Source organism: Brachybacterium phenoliresistens, assembly GCF_000576425.1.
Taxonomy (GTDB): Bacteria; Actinomycetota; Actinomycetes; order Actinomycetales; family Dermabacteraceae; genus Brachybacterium; species Brachybacterium phenoliresistens.
This window is the reverse complement of sequence record NZ_KK069991.1, coordinates 196,174-212,333: the sequence shown is the minus strand read 5'-3', so window position 1 is coordinate 212,333 and position 16,160 is coordinate 196,174. Positions and strand designations below refer to the sequence as shown.

Here is a 16,160-nt window from a genome sequence, read left to right as displayed (position 1 = left end):
CGGCCGGCGGGGTCAGCCGGCCCGATGGGCCTCGGCGATGCGCAGCAGCTCGAGGTAGTCCTCGAGCTTCCAGGCCGTGCGGCCGACGAACAGGCCGGTCACGTGCTCGATGCCGAGCAGGTCGGCCGCGTTGTCGAGGTTGACGGAGCCGCCGTAGAGCAGTCCGGCGACGCGGTCGCCGTAGGCCTCGGCGAGGGCGGCGAAGGGCTCGCGCAGCTCCTCGACGGTGGCGGGGCGGCCCTTCTCGCCGATGGCCCAGATGGGCTCGTAGGCGATGACGACCCGGGACAGCTCCGCGGCGTCGAGGCCGTCCAGGGCTCCGGCGGCCTGCTCGAGGATGAACGCGCTGGAACCTCCCTCGGCCTTGACCTGGGCGTCCTCGCCGATGCACAGCAGCGGGGTGAGCCCGTGGCGCAGGGCGGCGGCGACCTTCAGACGGGTGGTCTCCACGGTCTCGCCGAAGTGCTCGCGGCGCTCGGAATGGCCGATCTCGACGAGCTGGGCCCCGGCGTCCTTCGCCTGCGGGACGGAGACCTCCCCGGTCCACGCCCCGGCGTCCTCCCAGTGCGCGTTCTGCACGCCCAGCAGCACCGGCGAGTCCTGGCCCAGCAGCGCGCGCACGGTCGTGGTCGCGGTGAAGGACGGGATGACGAAGGGCTGGATCCCGGCGGGCGCGGAGTCGCCGAGCGCGTCGACCAGTCCCGTCGTCCAGGCGCGGGCCTCGTCGAGGGTCTTGTTCATCTTCCAGCTGGTGCCGATCCACAGGTCGGTCATGGCAGGGCCCTTTCGGAGGCGGGAGAAGATGTGAGAGGTGCGGCGGCCGACACGGGGTCGCCGCCGGGAGCCGCCGACCCACGGGACCAAGCCGGGAGCCGCCGACCCACGGGACCAATACGGGCACATGGGCCGAAATATGCGCCATGTCCCCGCATTGGTCCCGTGGATCGCGCCCGGGCAGCGGCGCAGGGAGGCCGCCGCCGGGCACGGGTCAGGCAGGTGAGGTCACTCGCCCTCGTACGCGCAGATCGCGTCGACCTTCTCGGCGGAGGCCGAGGTCGGGTCGAACTCGAGGTCCAGCCAGACCTTCACCAGCTCCTTGGCGAGCTCGAGGCCCACCACGCGCTCGCCCATGCACAGCACCTGCGCATTGTTGGAGAGCACGGAGCGCTGCACGGAGTACAGGTCGTGCGCGGTCACGGCGCGCACGCCCTTGACCTTGTTCGCCGCGATCGCGACGCCGAGCCCGGTGCCGCAGATCAGCAGGGCGCGGTCGGCCTCGCCGGCGGCGACCTTCTCGGCGGCGGCGACGGCGACGTTGGGGTACAGCTCGGCGTCGTCACGGCCGGTGACGCCGACGTCGGTCACGGACTCGACGCGATCATCGGCCTCCAGGAGGGCCTTGAGCTCCTCCTTGTAGCCGTAGCCTGCGTTGTCTCCTCCGACGACGATCTTCCACGTCATGATGCTCTCCTTGGGTTGCGGGGGTGGTGCGGGGGTCACTTCGCCAGGTGGGCGCCCAGCTCGGCCATGAGGATCGAGAAGGACAGCGCGCCCGGGTCCGGGGTGCCGAGGCTCTTCTCGCCGAGCACGCGCGAGCGGCCCTTCTCCGCGGTGATGTCCGCGGTGGCATCGGCCGCGGTGCGCGCGGCGGCGGCGGCCTCGGAGATGCGGCGGGCGGTATCGGCGGCATCGGCCGGGTCCTCGCTGCCCAGGGCCTCCAGGAAGGGGACGGCCGCGTCGATCATGGTCTTCTGGCCGACCTTCGCGCCGCCCAGGCGCTGGATGGCGTCGATGCCGGACCGCAGGGACTGCAGGGTCTGCGCCGGGGAGCCGGCGGCGTCGTCGCTGTGGACGCTCCCGGCGGCGGTGAGCGCCGCACCCCAGAGCGCGCCGGAGGTGCCGCCGGCGGACTCGGCCCAGGCGTCGCCCGCGTGGACCAGCACGGTGCGCGCGCCCGCCCCGGCGGCGAGGGCCTCGCGGGCCGCGGCCGCCGCGCCGCGGGAGCCGTAGGCCATGCCCTGGCCGTGGTCGCCGTCGCCGGCGATGGCGTCCAGGCGGCCCAGCTCCACCTCCTCGCGGGCGCAGACCTGCTCGAACAGGTCCAGGACGCCGCTGATCTTCGCGGCGTACGCGCGGGACTCCTCGGTGGCGGCCGGGATCTCGACGGCGTCCGCGGTCCAGAAGGACTCGCGGGCGGGACGCTCGACCTCGGGCGTCGCGCCGCGGTGGAAGGCGGGGGTGTCGGCGGGGGCCAGCCAGTGCTGCTCGAGCTCCTCGTCGAGGAAGACGAGGGTGAGGGAGGCCCCGGCCATGTCCAGGCTGGTGATGAACTCGCCGACCTCGGGGCGCACCGGGGTGATGCCGGCCTCGGCGAGGCGCTCGGCCACGCGGGCGTAGACGACGAACAGCTCCTCGTACTTCACGGTGCCCAGGCCGTTGAGGATCACGGCGGCGCGGCCCTGGTAGCCGCCCTCGACGCGCTCGGGCTGCTCGGCGAGGATGCCGTCGACCAGGAGGTCCGCGATCTCGGAGGCGGTGCCCAGGGGCTCGTCGCGCACGCCGGGCTCGCCGTGGATGCCCAGGCCGACGCCCATCTGGCCCTTCTCGACGTGGAACAGCGGCTCGGCGGCGCCGGGCAGGGTGCATCCCTCGAAGGCGACGCCGAAGGAGCGGGTGGCGTCGTTGGCCTTCCAGGCGATCCGCTCGGCCTCGTCGATGTCCGCCCCCGCCTCGATGGCGGCGCCGGCGATCTTGAACACGGGCAGGTCGCCGGCGATGCCGCGGCGGTCGCGGTGGTTCTCGGGGGTGTTGGAGACGATGTCGTCGCTGACGCGGATGATGCGCACGTCCACGCCCTCGGCGCGCAGCTTCTCCGCGGCGACGCCGAAGTGGAGGACGTCGCCGGCGTAGTTGCCGAAGCCGAGGATCACGCCGCCGCCGTTCTCGGCGTTGCGGGCCACGGAGTAGACCTGCGAGGAGGAGGGGGAGGCGAACACGTTGCCGCAGGGGGCGCCGTGGCCCATGCCCGGGCCGACCCAGCCGGCGAAGGCCGGGTAGTGCCCGGAGCCGCCGCCGATCACGAGGGCGACCTGTCCCTGCGGGGTCTGGGTCGAGCGGACCACGCCGCCGTGGACCGAGGCCACGTGCTGGGGATGCGCCGCCACGAGGCCGGCGACGGCATCGGCCGCGAAGTCGGACGGGGAGTTGAAGAGATACGTCATTGTGGATCCTCCGTGGTGGGACGTGCCGCGCAGCGCTTCCGCACCGGCCGAGTACGGGGTCGGCGGCACAGGGCCGCCCAGAGTCGAGATAATCCTATAGGCAACAGGGGTGTCGCGGAAGGGTCTCGTCTCTCAGCATGCCTGACCCGCGCGGAGGATGGGAGCCCGCTCCCGAGCTCAGGGACCCCGCAGCGCCGCGGAGGAGACCTCGCTCACGCCGCCGCCGCGAGCCCGGGCCGCATCGGCGCCGGGGCACCATCTCGGATCGGCGGGACGGGAGAGAGTAGCACGCAGGGCAGATGCTCCGCCGTCGCGGGCACGGAGCCGCGCGCGGGGCCCGCACGGGACGCCTGCGCCGCGGCCGCCCCGCCGCGCTCGCCCCTTCGAACCCCCGTGAGCCTCGCCACGGCGCGCAGGGCGGATAGGTCGGACCACCGGGCGGCACGGATCCCGCGCTGATCGGCGCGGATGCCCCGGGGATCCCGCGCGGGGCCGACGGTTCCGCGCGCCGGCCGCCCTCCGGGCAGCGGCCACAGGGTTGACAGCGCCACAGCGAGGATTGATCCTATAGGAACCTGACCTTCTCGAAGGAGACAACGATGTTCACAGCTGAGACCTGGCCGATCGCGGCCAACATGCTGTCCTTCGGTGCGACCGCCCCCGACGGCGGCCACATCAAGGACGCGCCCGCCACGGTCTGGGCCAGCCAGCTGCGCCAGGTCAAGGCGCTCGGGATCGACCAGATCGACCCCACCGACGCCTGGGTGCCCCTGGCCTCCCTCTCCGACGCCCGCGTCGAGGAGTTCCGCTCCGTGCTGGACGGCGAGGGCATCTCGATCCCCTCGATCTCCATGACCCGCAACTCCGTGGTCGACCGCGAGCACGGCGAGCGCAACCTCGCCGACGCGCACCGCCTGATCGACCTCGCCCCGAGCTTCGGCGCCCTCGTCGTCAACACCGGCTTCATGCAGGCCATCACCGAGAAGCAGGCCGCCGCCGTGTGGTTCTGGCTCGAGGACGGCCACGTCGACGACCCGGCGCTGCGCGACCTGGCCATCGAGCGGGTGCGCGAGCTCGGCGACCACGCCCGGGCCCAGGGCATCCAGCTGAGCCTGGAGATGTACGAGGACACGTACATCGGCACCCCCGACGACGCCGTCGCCTTCATCACCGACGTCGACCACGACGCCGTGGGCCTGAACCCGGACCTGGGCAACCTGGTGCGCCTGCATCGGCCGATGGAGCACCCCACCGCGATGTACGAGAAGGTCCTCCCCTACGCCAACTTCTGGCACATCAAGAACTACACGCGCGACGTCGACACCGCGACCGGCGCCTACAGCTCCGACCCGATGCCGCTGAAGTACGGGTACATCAACTACCGCCAGGTGATCCTGCGCGCCCTCGAGCTGGGCTTCTCCGGGCCGTTCTGCTGCGAGCACTACGGCTCCGACTCCCTGGGCGTCATCGCCGAGAACCGCGAGTACATCCGCCAGGTGCTGGCCTCCGCCGAGCTCTGAGCCACCGGCCGGGGCCGGGGAGCATCCCCCGGCCCCGCCGCCCCCGCGCACCGCCGCGCGCCCCGCGGCCCGCGCACCTCCGATCGCGCACCCCGCGCACCCCTGACCTGCGAAGGAGCAGCTGGCATGACCTCTCAGCCCTCTGGATTCCCCGAGAAGCGCACCGCCGTCGTCACCGGGGCCGGCGCCCCGCGCGGCATCGGCCGCCACGTGGCCCGCAAGCTCGCCGCCGGCGGCTGGGACCTCGCCGTCCTGGACATCGACGGGGACGCCGTCGAGGCCTTCGCCGCCGAGCTGGCCGCCGAGAGCGGCCGCACCGTCGTCGGAATCGGCGTCGACATCGCCGACCCCGCCAGCGTCGAGGCCGCCTTCGCGCGCATCGACGAGACGCTCCCGCCCGTGATCGCCGAGGTCAACCTGGCCGGCATCGCGAGCCCCGCCTCCCTATTCGAGCTGGACGAGGCCACCTTCGACCGCGTCATGGCGGTCAACGCCAAGGGCACCCTGTTCATGATGCAGGCCGCCGCGCAGCGCATGATCGAGCACGGCCTCGGCGGGCGGATCGTGAACACCTCGTCGATCACCGCCTACGACGGCGGCGGCACCTTCTCCAAGATCGGCTACGCGGCCGCGAAGGCCGCCGTGCTGGGCCTGACCCGCGGCGGCGCCCGCGAGCTGGGCCAGCACGGGATCACCGTGAACTCGATCGTCCCCGGCCCCATCGACACCGACATCATGGGCGGAAAGCTCACCGACGAGCGCAAGGCCGGCATGAGCGCCGACATCCCGCTGCGCCGCGTGGGCCAGCCGCAGGAGGTTGCCGGCCTCATCAGCTTCCTGGTCAGCGAGGATGCCAGCTTCGTCAGCGGGGACAGCGTCTTCGTCGACGGCGGCAAGCACATGGTCTGATCCGGCCGCGCCGGCTCCGGCCGCGCCGCCCCCGGCCGGGCCCCGGCCGGACCGCATCGCTCCTCCGCACGTCCCGCGCCCCGCGCGCACCCTTCGAAAGGAACTCCGCATGAGCATCTCCCCCGTCTCCAGCATCCAGACCGTCACCGTCGTCGGCGCCGGCTACATGGGCGGCGGCATCGCCCAGGTCCTGGCCGCCGCCGGCCTTCCCGTCCAGCTGGCCGATGTCAGCGTCGAGGCGGCCGATGCCGCGCTCGAGCGCATCGTCTCCGAGGCCCGCGCCTCCGAGGAGCAGGGCCTCATCCCCGCCGGCCACGCGGAGAAGATCGCCGCGAACCTCTCCGCCGGCAAGACCATCGAGGAGGCCGTCGCCGAGGCGGACTTCATCGAGGAGGCCGTCTTCGAGCTGCCCGAGGTCAAGCAGGAGGTCCTCGGCCGCGTCTCCGCCGCCGCCCGCCCCGAGGCGATCATCGGCACCAACACCTCCACCATCCCGGTGAAGGTGCTGGCCCCGGCCGTGACCAACCCCGAGCGCTTCCTCACCGTGCACTTCTCCAACCCGATGCCGTTCATCCCCGGCGTCGAGCTGGTCGCGGGCGAGGCCACCGACCAGGTCGCCATCGACGCGATCAAGGACCTGCTGCAGCGCGCCGACTGCGAGGGCGCCCAGGTCGCCGACACCCCCGGCATGGTGCTCAACCGCCTCCAGTACGTGCTGCTGAAGGAGGCCACCTCGATCGTCGAGGAGGGCGTGGCGACCGTCGAGGACGTCGACACCATCGTCCGCACCACCTTCGGCTTCCGCCTGGGCTTCTTCGGTCCCTTCGCGATCGCCGACCAGGCCGGCCTGGACGTGTACGCCAACTCCTTCAAGACCTTCGAGGACGCCTACGGCGAGCGCCTGTCGACCCCGAAGCTGCTGCAGGACGCGGCCGCCGCGGACCGCAAGGGCCTCAAGAACGGCAAGGGCCTCGTCGAGGACTACGACGACGAGACCAAGGCCGAGCTCATCGCCTACCGCAACAAGGCCTACGCGAAGATGCGCGAGCTGCTGCGCGAGCTGGGCCCCGCCCCGCGCGGCACCGCCATCTGATCCCCGGGCCGGTGCCCGGCGCCGGCGCCCCGCCTGACGGGCGCGTCGCCCCGCTCCACCGCCCCGATCCGATCGTGCGGCCGCACGGCCCGCTGCGCGCGGCCGCACGATCAGACCCGACCCTCTCCTCCCCGGAACCGGAGCCGTTTCCACCATGGACCCCATCGTCATCGCAGAGCGCCCGACGCTGCTGCTGATCACCATCGCCGTCGTGGCGATCGCAGCACTGCTGCTGCTCATCATCAAGGCGAAGATGCATGCCTTCTTCGCCCTCACCATCGTCTCGGTCGCCACGGCCCTCGCGGCCGGGATCGGCGTCGGCGACACCGTGAACGTCATCATCGAAGGATTCAGCAAGACCGTCGGCACGGTGGCGCTGCTCGTCGGATTCGGCGCCGTCCTCGGACGGCTCGTCGAGGTGTCCGGCGGCGCCCAGGTGCTCGCCGACAAGATGCTGGACACCTTCGGCGAGAAGAAGGCGCCGCTGGCGCTCGGCGTCGCCTCGATGTTCTACGCGTTCCCGATCTTCCTGGACGCCGGCTTCATCGTCATGCTGCCGATCATCTACACGGTCGCCCGGCGCCTGCGCGGCTCCTTCATGCTGTACGTGCTGCCCTCGATCGGCGCGTTCCTCACCATGCACGCCCTCACCCCGCCCCACCCCGGCCCGACCGCCGCGGCCACGGTCATGGGCGCCGACATCGGCGTGGTCACCATCGTCGCAATCCTCATCGCGATCCCGACGTTCTACCTCGCCGGCTACCGCCTGTCGCTGATCATCGCCAAGCGCTACCCGGACATGCCGGTCCCCACCCTGCTGGGCGAGCCGGCCGATGTCCCCGCCGCGCAGCGCCCCGCCTTCGGCACCGTCATCGTGACCCTGCTGCTGCCGCTGGTGCTGATCTGCTTCAACACCGTCATGTCCACCCTCGAGGCCGGCGGCACCGTCGATGCCGACAACGGGATCTACCAGCTCTCCCGCCTGGTGGGCACCACCTCGATGGCGCTGCTCATCTCCGCCCTGGCGGCGATGCTGCTGCTGTACATCCTGCCCCGCAAGGGCGAGAAGGCCGGCGCGGCCCTGTCCTCCCTGGTGGACGACGCCCTCGCCCCCGTCTGCTCGATCATCCTCATCACCGGTGCCGGCGGCGCCTTCGGCCGCGTGCTGACCGAGACGGGCATCGGCGACACCGTCGCCGGCGGCCTGGATGCGGTGGGCCTGCCCGTGATCGTCGCGGCGTTCCTCGTCGCCGCCGCCTTCCGCATCGCGCAGGGCTCGGCGACGGTCGCCGCCACCACGGCCGGCTCCATCATGGCCCCGGCGGTGATGGCCATGGACCTCAACCCCGTCGCCATCGCCGCGATCATCGTCGCCATCGGCGCCGGATCCATCGGCTTCTCCCACGTCAACGACTCCGGCTTCTGGCTGATCGGCCGGTTCTGCGGCTTCGACACCACGACCACGCTGAAGACCTGGTCCGTCGTCGGCACCGCGATCGCCCTGGTCGCCTTCGCGGTCTCGAGCATCGTCTACGTGGTGGCCTCCCAGATCTGATCCCGCCCCCACCCTCCCGGCCCGGTCCGGCCCCGCTTCGGCGCGGCCCGGACCGGGCCGTCTTGGTCTGGTCTGGTCTGGTCTGGTCTGGTCTGGCCCCGCCTGGCCTGGCCCGGCTCGACTCGGCCCGGCCCATCCCGGCCCGGCCCATCCCGGCCCGGTTCGACTCGGCTCGGCCCGGCTCGGCCCGCTCGGCCCGCTCGGCACCTACCCAGCGTCGTTCTGCCTGGCCCGGCCAATCGACCGGATTGATTCTGTCGCTTCCCCGTCGGGAAGCGACGGAATCAATCCGGTCGATGGCGTTGCGACGGAATCACTCCGGTCGATCGCGCTGCGACGGAATCACTCCGGTCGATCGCGCTGCGACGGAATCACTCCGGTCGATGGCGCGGCAACGGAGTCGCCCCGGTCGATCGCGGCGCGCTCGGGCCGTACCGCAGGACCCCACAGGGCGTCGCGGACGACTCCTCAGCGCCGCGGACGGCGGGGACGGCGTGCGGTCAGCACCAGGCCAGTCGCGGCGGCGAGCAGCACGATCCCCTGGGCGGCCAGCGCGACACGGTAGTCGTCCAGGCTCGGCGTGCCGACGCCGCCGGTGCGCAGGTCCAGCACGACGCCGACGATGAGCACGCACAGCAGCGCGCCGCCGAAGCCGCCGATGTTCACGAATCCGGAGGCCGTGCCGATCGCCGAGCGGTGCACCGACGTGCGGGCGAGGTCGAAGCCCACCGAGCAGGTCGCCGAGCCGAACGCCAGGCCGATCACCAGCGGGAGGAAGCCGAGCATGCCGTAGGGCGTCGGCACGGCGAGGCTTCCCGCCCACACCAGCGCGACGATGCCCCCGGCGATCAGGCCGAGCAGCGGCCGATGCTGCGGCACGAGCCCGGTCACGAAGCCGATGCACGGCCCGACCACCACCATGACCAGCACGTTCACCGTCAGGAGGACGGAGACGGCGCTGTGGTCCAGGCCGTGCCCGTTCTGCAGGAAAGGCACGCCCCACAAGTACAGGAAGCTGTTCACGCCGGCCAGGGTCAGGCAGTGCAGGAACAGGCCGGACCACACCCCGCGGGAGGTGACCACCTCGCGGAGGATCGCCGTCGCCGACGGTGCCGGCCGCGGCGCCGGGGCGACCGCCTCGCCGTCGTGCCCGGCGCGCAGCGCCTCCAGCTCCTCGTCGATCCCCCGCTCCCCCGGCGGATGGTCCGCGCCGGCGATAGCGCCGCCGGCCCCGTCCTCCTCGGCCGCGCCGCGGGCATCGGCGCCCTCGGCTCCGTCGGCCGGACCGTCGCGGACGACGGCCAGGGCGAGCAGGCCCGAGACCAGCAGCAGCGCCCCGAGGCTGAGGAAGCCCGCCGGCCAGCCGACGCCGATAACGATGCCGAGGAAGGGCACGGCGGCCACCGCCTGGCCGAGCTGTCCGACCATCGTGGCCAGCTGCGTGAACAGCGGCACCTGCCGGGAGGGGAACCACACCGCCGTCAGCCGCAGGATCGACACGAGGGTCGCGGCATCGCCGGCGCCGGTGAGCAGCCGGGCCAGCAGTGCGAGGGGGACGCCGTCGGCGACGGCCATGAGCAGCTGCCCGGATCCCATGGTCAGCGCCCCGAGGACCATCATCGTGCGCGGTCCCCAGCGGTCCAGCAGCAGCCCGGCGGGGATCTGGGCGGCGGCGTACGTGCCCAGCTGCACGACGCCGAACAGTCCCAGCACCGTCCCCTCGACGCCGAAGCGGACCGACGCCTCGACGCTGACGACGCCGAAGGAGGCGCGCGCGGCGACCGCGGAGAGATACGCCAGGACGCCGACGGCCCAGATCAGGTGGGCTCGGGTCACGCGCGGACCGGGACGGACCGCCCCAGCCGGTCCATCCTCGAAATCCTGCATGATCCCACTGTGCTCCGTCGTCCGGGTCACGGGTCGAGGCTTCCATCAGCTGGATGCAGGCAGGATTCCGTACACTTCTCCCATGCCCAGAACAGGTGAGCAAGACAGCCCCGGACACAGTCCCAGGACCCCCCTCCCGCGCCAGAGCGCCGAAGGGGGGTCGGTCCTCCGATGATCGGTGAGCTCGCGCTCAACATCGTCCTGGTCGTGCTGTTCGTGCTCATCGGCGGCGTCTTCGCGGCGACCGAGATGGCCCTGGTGACGCTGCGCGACGGCCAGGTCACCATGCTCGCCCAGCGCGGCGCCCGTGGGCGGAAGGTCGCCGACCTCGCCCGCAACCCCAACACCTTCCTCTCGGCCGTGCAGATCGGCGTGACCGTGGCCGGGTTCTTCTCCGCCGCCTACGGCGCCTCCTCGATCGCGCCGGCGGTCGTCCCCGTCCTGACCGGCTGGGGAGTCTCCGAGTCCTTCGCGAGCACCCTCGCCACGGTCGTGCTCACGCTGCTGATCGCCTACCTGTCGCTGGTGCTGGGCGAGCTCGCCCCGAAGCGGCTGGCGATCCAGCGCAACGAGTCCTTCGCCTACGTCGTCGCGCCGGTGCTGGCGGGCTTCGCCACGCTCATGCGACCGGTCATCTGGCTGCTCTCGGTGTCCACCAACACGGTGGTGCGGCTGCTGGGCGGGGACCCCGACAAGGCCTCCGAGCAGATGAGCGAGGAGGAGCTGCGCGACATGGTCTCCTCCCACGAGGGGCTGCCGGAGGACGAGCGCCGCATGCTCGACGACGTCCTCTCGCTGCGCGACCGCGAGATCAGCGAGGTCATGCGGCCGCGCCCCGAGGTGGTCAGCCTCGATGCCGAGGAGACGGTGCAGGCGGCCGCCGCGCGCGTCCGCGACCTCCCGTACTCCCGCTACCCGGTCACCGAGCGGTCCATCGACGACCTCCTCGGGTTCGTGCACGTGCGCGACCTGTTCGATGCGGAGCACGAACGGCCCACGGCCCCCATCTCGCAGATCGTCCGCGAGATCGCGTTCTACCCGGCCACCGCGCGGGTCCTGCCCACGCTCACCGACATGCGCGCCGAGGGCCACCACATCGCGGTGGTCGTGGACGAGTACGGCGGCACCGACGGCATCGTCACCCTCGAGGACATCATCGAGGAGGTCGTCGGCGAGATCTTCGACGAGCACGACGAGGAGACCCCGGTCGGGGCGATCGCCGAGTCCGGCGGGCGCGTGGACGGGCGGCTGAACCTGCAGGACTTCGAGGAGGCCACCGGCATCGCCCTGCCGCGCGGCACCTACGACACCGCCGCGGGCTTCTTCATCGAGCGCCTGGGCCGCCTGCCCGTCGAGGGCGACTCGATCGTCGTGGACGGGGTGAAGCTGCAGGTCGCCCGCATGGACCGGCGCCGCGTCGCGGAGATCGACGTCGCCCGCCTGCCCGCCCTCACGGCCGATGCGCCGCAGACCCCGGGGGCTGAGGACCCGGCCGGCTGAGCCGCCGGGACCACGCACCGGAAAGCGCTTGACCGCCTCGAGGGGCCGTCGTACCGTTCCCGCATCCCGGACGGTCCGCCGGCCCCTCGACGGTGAGGCGCCGCGCCGCCCTCTCGACGACGAGCAGGAGTCCGCCATGCCCACCCCCGGTCCCCTCCCCCGACGCCCTCGGTCCTCCGGGGGCGTCGCCCGCCGCACCCTGCTCGCCGGAGGCATCGGCGGCCTGATCGCCCCGGCGCTGCTCAGCGCCTGCGGCCCCTCCGCCGGCGGCGGCGCCGGCACGCCGGGCGGCGGCGTCTCCTTCACCTTCTGGGGCCCGGACTTCTACCAGCAGTTCACGACGAAGATGGTCGACGCGTTCACCGCCGCCCACCCCGAGGTCCCCGTCAGCCTGCAGCCCGCGGAGTGGGGCGGCTACTGGGACAAGCTCGCCATCTCCGTGGCCGGAGGCACCACGCCGGACGTCATCAACATGGACGGCAAGTACATCGCCGAGTACTCCGGGCGCGGCGTGCTCGCCGATCTCGAGGCGCTCGAGGGCCTGGACCTCTCCGGCATCGACGATGCGGACCTCGACGCCGGCCGCGTGGACGGCACCCTGACCGGCATCTCCACCGGATCCAACGCGTGGGTGGTCGTGGTCAACCCGCAGCTGTTCGCCGATGCAGGCGTGGAGATCCCCGACGACACGACCTGGACCTGGGACGACTACCTGCAGATCGCGACGCGGATCAGCGAGTCCGGGGTCGCCACCGGGGTCACCGGCGGCGGCAGCTACGCGGACCTCACCGTCTTCCTGCGCCAGCGCGGCGAGGACCTCTGGGCGGCCGATGGCATGGGCTGCCGCGAGGAGTCCCTGGCCGCCTGGTTCCAGCTGTACAAGGACCTGCAGGACTCCGGCGCGACCCTCGCCGCGGACGCCGCCGTCGAGGACGGCTCCGCGACCCTCGAGCAGCAGGCCTTCAGCACCGCGCGCTCGGCGATGAGCTGGACCTGGACCAACCAGCTCGCCGCCGTGCGCGACGCCGCCGGGAACCCGGAGATCGCCATGCTCCGCGCCCCCTCGGCCGCCGGCTCGGCGCAGGAGAACGGCATGTTCAAGAAGGCCTCCATGTACTGGTCGATCGCCGCGGACTCCGCGGACCCCGACGGCGCCGCCGCCCTCGTGGACTTCCTCCTCAACGCGCCGGAGGCGCAGGCGATCCAGCTGCTCAACCGCGGCGTCCCCTCGAACCCCGAGGCCATCGAGGCGATGGGCGAGGACCTCACCGACACCGACCGCGAGGTGATCGACTTCCTCGACGCCATCACCCCGGAGCTGGGCGCGGCGCCCGCAGTCCAGCCGATGGGCACCGCCGATGCGCAGAACACCTTCACGCGCCTGCTCACCGACGTCCGCTTCGGCAGCGCCACCCCGGCGGAGGCCGCCGCGGCGACCCTCGCCGAAGTCAACGGCATGGTCGAGGGCTGAGCAACGGCATGGTCGAGGCCTGAGCACCGGCGCCGGCCCCCGGCCGCCCCTGCGGTTCCGCTCACAGCGGAGGACGGCGCGGCGCCCGGGGCGGCGTCGTAGATTCGGCCCATGGAACGCTCCGGCCCCGCCCCTCTCGCCCCGCTCCTGCGCGAGCTGATCGGACAGGCGCTGCGCGAGGAGCGCCACGCGCAGGGCCGGACCCTCGCCGACGTCGCCGCCCGCAGCGGGGTGAGCATGCAGCACCTCTCCGAGGTGGAGCGCGGGCTCAAGGATCCCTCGAGCGAGGTGCTCGCCGCCGTGCTGGGCGCCCTGGGGCTGTCCGCCTGGGACCTGCCGGCCCTGCTCGCACCGCGGCCGGTGCTGCTGGACCTCACCGCGGACGGGCCGGACGAGCTCGACGCACGCCGCCATCGCAGCATCACCGCAGGCCACAGCGCTTCCGGCACGCGAGGCGTCTCGCTCCTCGCCGCCTGACCTGCGCCGCCCGACCCACCGCATCGGCCGGGACTCGGGCCGGCCGGGCCGCGAGCCCGACCACCCCGATCCCGCCCGGTCCGAGCTCGCGTCACCCGGCCCGGCGCCGCTCCAGGACGGTGTCGGCGAGGCCGTAGGCGATCGCGGCGCGGGCATCGAGGACCCGCTCCCGCTCGAGGTCGTGGCGCACCGCGGCGAGGTCCCGCCCGGAGTGCTCGGCCAGCAGGGACTCGATCTCGCGACGGATCCGCTCGACCTCCTCCGCGGCGAGGATCAGGTCCGGGATCGCCCCGCGCCCGCTCGCCTCGAGGGGCCGCAGCACGACCCGCGCATGCGGGAGCACGGCGCGCATGCCGGGGGTGCCGGCGGCCAGCAGCAGCACGGGCGCCGCCACCACCTGGCCGATCACCGTCACCGCCACCGGACAGCGCACGTAGGCGAGGGCGTCGTGGATCGCCAGGACGGACTGCACGTCCCCGCCCGCGGAGTTGATGTACAGCTGGATGGGCGACTCGGGGGCCTGGTTCTCGAGGTGGAGGACCTGGGCGATGATCGTGTTGGCGACGCCGTCGTCCACCGGCGTGCCGAGGTAGACGATGCGGTCGCTGAGCAGGCGGGAGAAGACGTCGGCCGTGCGCTCGGCCCCGGTGGAGGTGCGCTCGATGACGCTGGGGATCGTGTAGCTGCTCATCGCAGGCCTCCCGCCCGGCCGGTGGCCGCACCCAGCGGCAGGACGTCGGCCAGGGAGTCGACGGTGCGATCGCAGAAGCCGTAGGCGATCGCGTCCTGCGCGTCCCAGAAGCGGTCGCGCTCGGAGTCCACGGCGATGCGCTCGACGTCCTGGCCGGTGCGCTCGGCGGTGATGCGGATCAGCAGGTCGCGGTTCTTGCGCAGGTCCTCGGCCTGGATCTCGATGTCGGCGGCGCTGCCCCCGAAGCCCGCGGAGCCCTGGTGCATGAGCACCCGGCCGTGCGGGAGGATGAGCCGCTTGCCCGGGGTGCCGTGGGTGAGCAGGTACTGCCCGGCGCTGTAGGCCATGCCGAGGCACACGGTGCGCACGTCGCAGGGGATCAGGTCCATGAGGTCGCCGATGGCGAGCATCGCCGGGACCAGCCCGCCGGGAGAGTTGATGAGCAGGGTGATGTCCGCCGAGGGGTCCTCGGCGGCGAGCAGGAGGAGCCCGGCGCTGAGCTGCGCGCCGTTGTCCATGTCGAGCTCGCGGTCCAGGATCAGGACCCGCTGGTGCAGCAGGCCCAGTCCGGTGCGGTCCGCGAGGGCGGTTCCAGGTTGCGTGGTGGTGTTCATGCTCCGAGCCTGCCGCGGCCGGGGCTCCAAATAGGGCGACTCCACCCAGAGCAGATCAGCGTCGAGCGGAGCGGAGACGTTGCCTCGACCCCGCCGCTCGAGTTGACTTGAGGAATGAACGACGTGAACGACAACGGGGACCAGACGCAGCTCTCGCCCGGCGACTCAGAGAAGCGCAACACCCATCGCCGTTTGAAGCAACGACTGGACCCATCACTAGGCCTCACTTTGTCGCTGACCCTCGGAGCGATTTTTTGGCTGGCACTGGGGCCATTCATTAGAATCTACATGGCGATTGCGCCGCCCGGGGTGCCAAACATCCTGGACACCGATTATCCACTCGTCCATGACTCTCGAGGACTCACCCTCACCCTCGCCCCCATGCTTGTCGCCTTCGCAGTGGCGGTTGGCCTGCATCGATGGCAACCCAACATCGATGACTACCGCACAATAGGCACTCTCGGTACGGCCGTAATCCTGACGGAGTTCGCGTTAGCATTCCTGGTCGTCGACGCATCAGTCGGCGCACTCCAAGCGAGCAGCATCCGTCCCGCCGAAGTAGTGGTGCCGGCAGCGGTCGGCGCCATCGCGATCTATACAGCGAACGCCGCGCTGAGCGCCAGCGACATATTCGGCGAGATCCATTTTCCCCTGCAACTTAAGAGCCTCGAACGCACAGAACGAGAAATCCTCCGGCCATGGCTCGAGAGGCCCGCCCCTTCGGTCACTAAAGCTCGCCTGGCATTGCGTCTGCTCGCCTGGAATGCGATTCCTGGATTGATCTACGGGTTCGGACTGGGGGTGACCCTCAATGACACCGGGACACTCATCGCAATTCCCCTACTGACCACGCTTGCGTCCGTCGGAGCATGCCTGATCGTTTCATTGCCCGCCAGCGTCCCCAAGCGATCGGCGGGGGCCTATGCCGTTCTATCTTCGATAGTCTCAACACTCACCCCGACATTCTTGATCCTCCTGGGAGTTTCTCTATTCCCGCTTACCGAGGATGCAATGGACAAGGGTGCGTTGATCGTCGGAATTGCTGCCATTGGCGCACAGGGAATACTCTACGTTCTTGTGAGCTTTGAAAGGCCGGTCGCCGCCCGCACCACTGGACTCATTCTTCTCTGTAGAGCCTGGAATCACCGCTCCATCCGTCGCTATAAGAAGAACATAGCTTCACTACGGAAGAAGCTAGACGCCCTAGAACCTCAGTGAACCC

At 71.7% G+C, this 16,160-nt stretch carries 14 protein-coding genes; 8 read left to right on the top strand and 6 right to left on the bottom strand.

Going from position 1 to position 16,160, the window contains the following annotated elements:
* Positions 1 to 12: 12 nt before the first annotated feature.
* The 3 genes from BF93_RS07390 to BF93_RS07380 all read right to left on the bottom strand — a co-directional run bounded on the left by BF93_RS07390 (position 13) and on the right by BF93_RS07380 (position 3,221).
* On the bottom strand, positions 13 to 774 hold the full coding sequence (locus BF93_RS07390; RefSeq protein ID WP_038371671.1) for a triose-phosphate isomerase: 762 nt from the start codon (positions 772 to 774) through the stop codon (positions 13 to 15).
* A gap of 228 nt (positions 775 to 1,002) precedes the next feature.
* Positions 1,003 to 1,461 (bottom strand): ribose-5-phosphate isomerase, encoded by a 459-nt coding sequence (locus tag BF93_RS07385; protein WP_038371670.1) that lies wholly within the window; start codon positions 1,459 to 1,461, stop codon positions 1,003 to 1,005.
* A gap of 35 nt (positions 1,462 to 1,496) precedes the next feature.
* The gene (locus tag BF93_RS07380) at positions 1,497 to 3,221 is read right to left on the bottom strand and encodes a dihydroxyacetone kinase family protein (protein ID WP_038371669.1); all 1,725 of its coding nucleotides are present in this window, start codon (positions 3,219 to 3,221) and stop codon (positions 1,497 to 1,499) included.
* Between the two features lie 599 nt (positions 3,222 to 3,820).
* Between BF93_RS07380 and BF93_RS07375 the strand changes: the two genes are divergently transcribed.
* The 4 genes from BF93_RS07375 to BF93_RS07360 all read left to right on the top strand — a co-directional run bounded on the left by BF93_RS07375 (position 3,821) and on the right by BF93_RS07360 (position 8,298).
* Entirely contained in the window at positions 3,821 to 4,741 is a 921-nt protein-coding gene (locus BF93_RS07375) for a sugar phosphate isomerase/epimerase family protein (protein WP_038371667.1), read from the top strand.
* Positions 4,742 to 4,867: 126 nt separating this feature from the next.
* On the top strand, positions 4,868 to 5,650 hold the full coding sequence (locus BF93_RS07370) for an SDR family NAD(P)-dependent oxidoreductase (RefSeq protein WP_038371666.1): 783 nt from the start codon (positions 4,868 to 4,870) through the stop codon (positions 5,648 to 5,650).
* A gap of 109 nt (positions 5,651 to 5,759) precedes the next feature.
* Complete coding sequence (locus BF93_RS07365) at positions 5,760 to 6,743, top strand: 3-hydroxyacyl-CoA dehydrogenase family protein (protein WP_038371664.1); 984 nt, start codon at positions 5,760 to 5,762, stop codon at positions 6,741 to 6,743.
* A gap of 154 nt (positions 6,744 to 6,897) precedes the next feature.
* Positions 6,898 to 8,298: a GntP family permease gene (locus BF93_RS07360; protein ID WP_038371663.1), complete on the top strand. Its 1,401-nt coding sequence runs from the start codon at positions 6,898 to 6,900 to the stop codon at positions 8,296 to 8,298.
* Positions 8,299 to 8,766: 468 nt separating this feature from the next.
* Here the strand turns inward: BF93_RS07360 and BF93_RS07355 are convergent, their stop codons facing one another.
* Positions 8,767 to 10,134: an MFS transporter gene (locus BF93_RS07355; protein WP_038371662.1), complete on the bottom strand. Its 1,368-nt coding sequence runs from the start codon at positions 10,132 to 10,134 to the stop codon at positions 8,767 to 8,769.
* Positions 10,135 to 10,356: 222 nt separating this feature from the next.
* On the opposite strand from BF93_RS07355, the gene BF93_RS07350 reads away from it, so the two are divergent.
* From BF93_RS07350 to BF93_RS19280, 3 genes are all read left to right on the top strand, one after another.
* Positions 10,357 to 11,685, top strand: coding sequence for a hemolysin family protein (locus BF93_RS07350; RefSeq protein ID WP_051486660.1), 1,329 nt, complete (start codon positions 10,357 to 10,359; stop codon positions 11,683 to 11,685).
* Positions 11,686 to 11,821: 136 nt separating this feature from the next.
* Positions 11,822 to 13,156: an ABC transporter substrate-binding protein gene (locus tag BF93_RS07345; protein ID WP_198025378.1), complete on the top strand. Its 1,335-nt coding sequence runs from the start codon at positions 11,822 to 11,824 to the stop codon at positions 13,154 to 13,156.
* Between the two features lie 111 nt (positions 13,157 to 13,267).
* Entirely contained in the window at positions 13,268 to 13,633 is a 366-nt protein-coding gene (locus tag BF93_RS19280; RefSeq protein WP_084148351.1) for a helix-turn-helix domain-containing protein, read from the top strand.
* A 91-nt stretch (positions 13,634 to 13,724) separates the two neighbouring features.
* On the opposite strand, the gene BF93_RS07335 is transcribed toward BF93_RS19280, so the two are convergent.
* Together BF93_RS07335 and BF93_RS07330 are read right to left on the bottom strand one after the other, a co-directional pair.
* Positions 13,725 to 14,324 carry a ClpP family protease gene (locus BF93_RS07335; protein WP_038371661.1) on the bottom strand — a complete coding sequence of 200 codons (600 nt, stop codon included), beginning with the start codon at positions 14,322 to 14,324 and terminating at the stop codon, positions 13,725 to 13,727.
* Positions 14,321 to 14,938: a ClpP family protease gene (locus BF93_RS07330; protein ID WP_038371660.1), complete on the bottom strand. Its 618-nt coding sequence runs from the start codon at positions 14,936 to 14,938 to the stop codon at positions 14,321 to 14,323. Before BF93_RS07330 ends, BF93_RS07335 begins: the two co-directional genes overlap by 4 nt.
* A gap of 114 nt (positions 14,939 to 15,052) precedes the next feature.
* On the opposite strand from BF93_RS07330, the gene BF93_RS19530 reads away from it, so the two are divergent.
* Positions 15,053 to 16,156, top strand: coding sequence for a hypothetical protein (locus BF93_RS19530; protein WP_156954077.1), 1,104 nt, complete (start codon positions 15,053 to 15,055; stop codon positions 16,154 to 16,156).
* Positions 16,157 to 16,160 lie beyond the last annotated feature (4 nt).

What these genes read in the sequence shown, in the direction of transcription:
- BF93_RS07360 (WP_038371663.1), top strand. Translation starts at nt 6,898, where the DNA reads ATGGACCCCATCGTCATCGCAGAGCGCCCGACGCTGCTGCTGATCACC.
- BF93_RS07380 (WP_038371669.1), bottom strand. Translation starts at nt 3,221, where the DNA reads ATGACGTATCTCTTCAACTCCCCGTCCGACTTCGCGGCCGATGCCGTC.
- BF93_RS07365 (WP_038371664.1), top strand. Translation starts at nt 5,760, where the DNA reads ATGAGCATCTCCCCCGTCTCCAGCATCCAGACCGTCACCGTCGTCGGC.
- BF93_RS07385 (WP_038371670.1), bottom strand. Translation starts at nt 1,461, where the DNA reads ATGACGTGGAAGATCGTCGTCGGAGGAGACAACGCAGGCTACGGCTAC.
- BF93_RS07370 (WP_038371666.1), top strand. Translation starts at nt 4,868, where the DNA reads ATGACCTCTCAGCCCTCTGGATTCCCCGAGAAGCGCACCGCCGTCGTC.
- BF93_RS07330 (WP_038371660.1), bottom strand. Translation starts at nt 14,938, where the DNA reads ATGAACACCACCACGCAACCTGGAACCGCCCTCGCGGACCGCACCGGA.
- BF93_RS19530 (WP_156954077.1), top strand. Translation starts at nt 15,053, where the DNA reads ATGAACGACGTGAACGACAACGGGGACCAGACGCAGCTCTCGCCCGGC.
- BF93_RS19280 (WP_084148351.1), top strand. Translation starts at nt 13,268, where the DNA reads ATGGAACGCTCCGGCCCCGCCCCTCTCGCCCCGCTCCTGCGCGAGCTG.
- BF93_RS07350 (WP_051486660.1), top strand. Translation starts at nt 10,357, where the DNA reads ATGATCGGTGAGCTCGCGCTCAACATCGTCCTGGTCGTGCTGTTCGTG.
- BF93_RS07390 (WP_038371671.1), bottom strand. Translation starts at nt 774, where the DNA reads ATGACCGACCTGTGGATCGGCACCAGCTGGAAGATGAACAAGACCCTC.
- BF93_RS07375 (WP_038371667.1), top strand. Translation starts at nt 3,821, where the DNA reads ATGTTCACAGCTGAGACCTGGCCGATCGCGGCCAACATGCTGTCCTTC.
- BF93_RS07345 (WP_198025378.1), top strand. Translation starts at nt 11,822, where the DNA reads ATGCCCACCCCCGGTCCCCTCCCCCGACGCCCTCGGTCCTCCGGGGGC.
- BF93_RS07335 (WP_038371661.1), bottom strand. Translation starts at nt 14,324, where the DNA reads ATGAGCAGCTACACGATCCCCAGCGTCATCGAGCGCACCTCCACCGGG.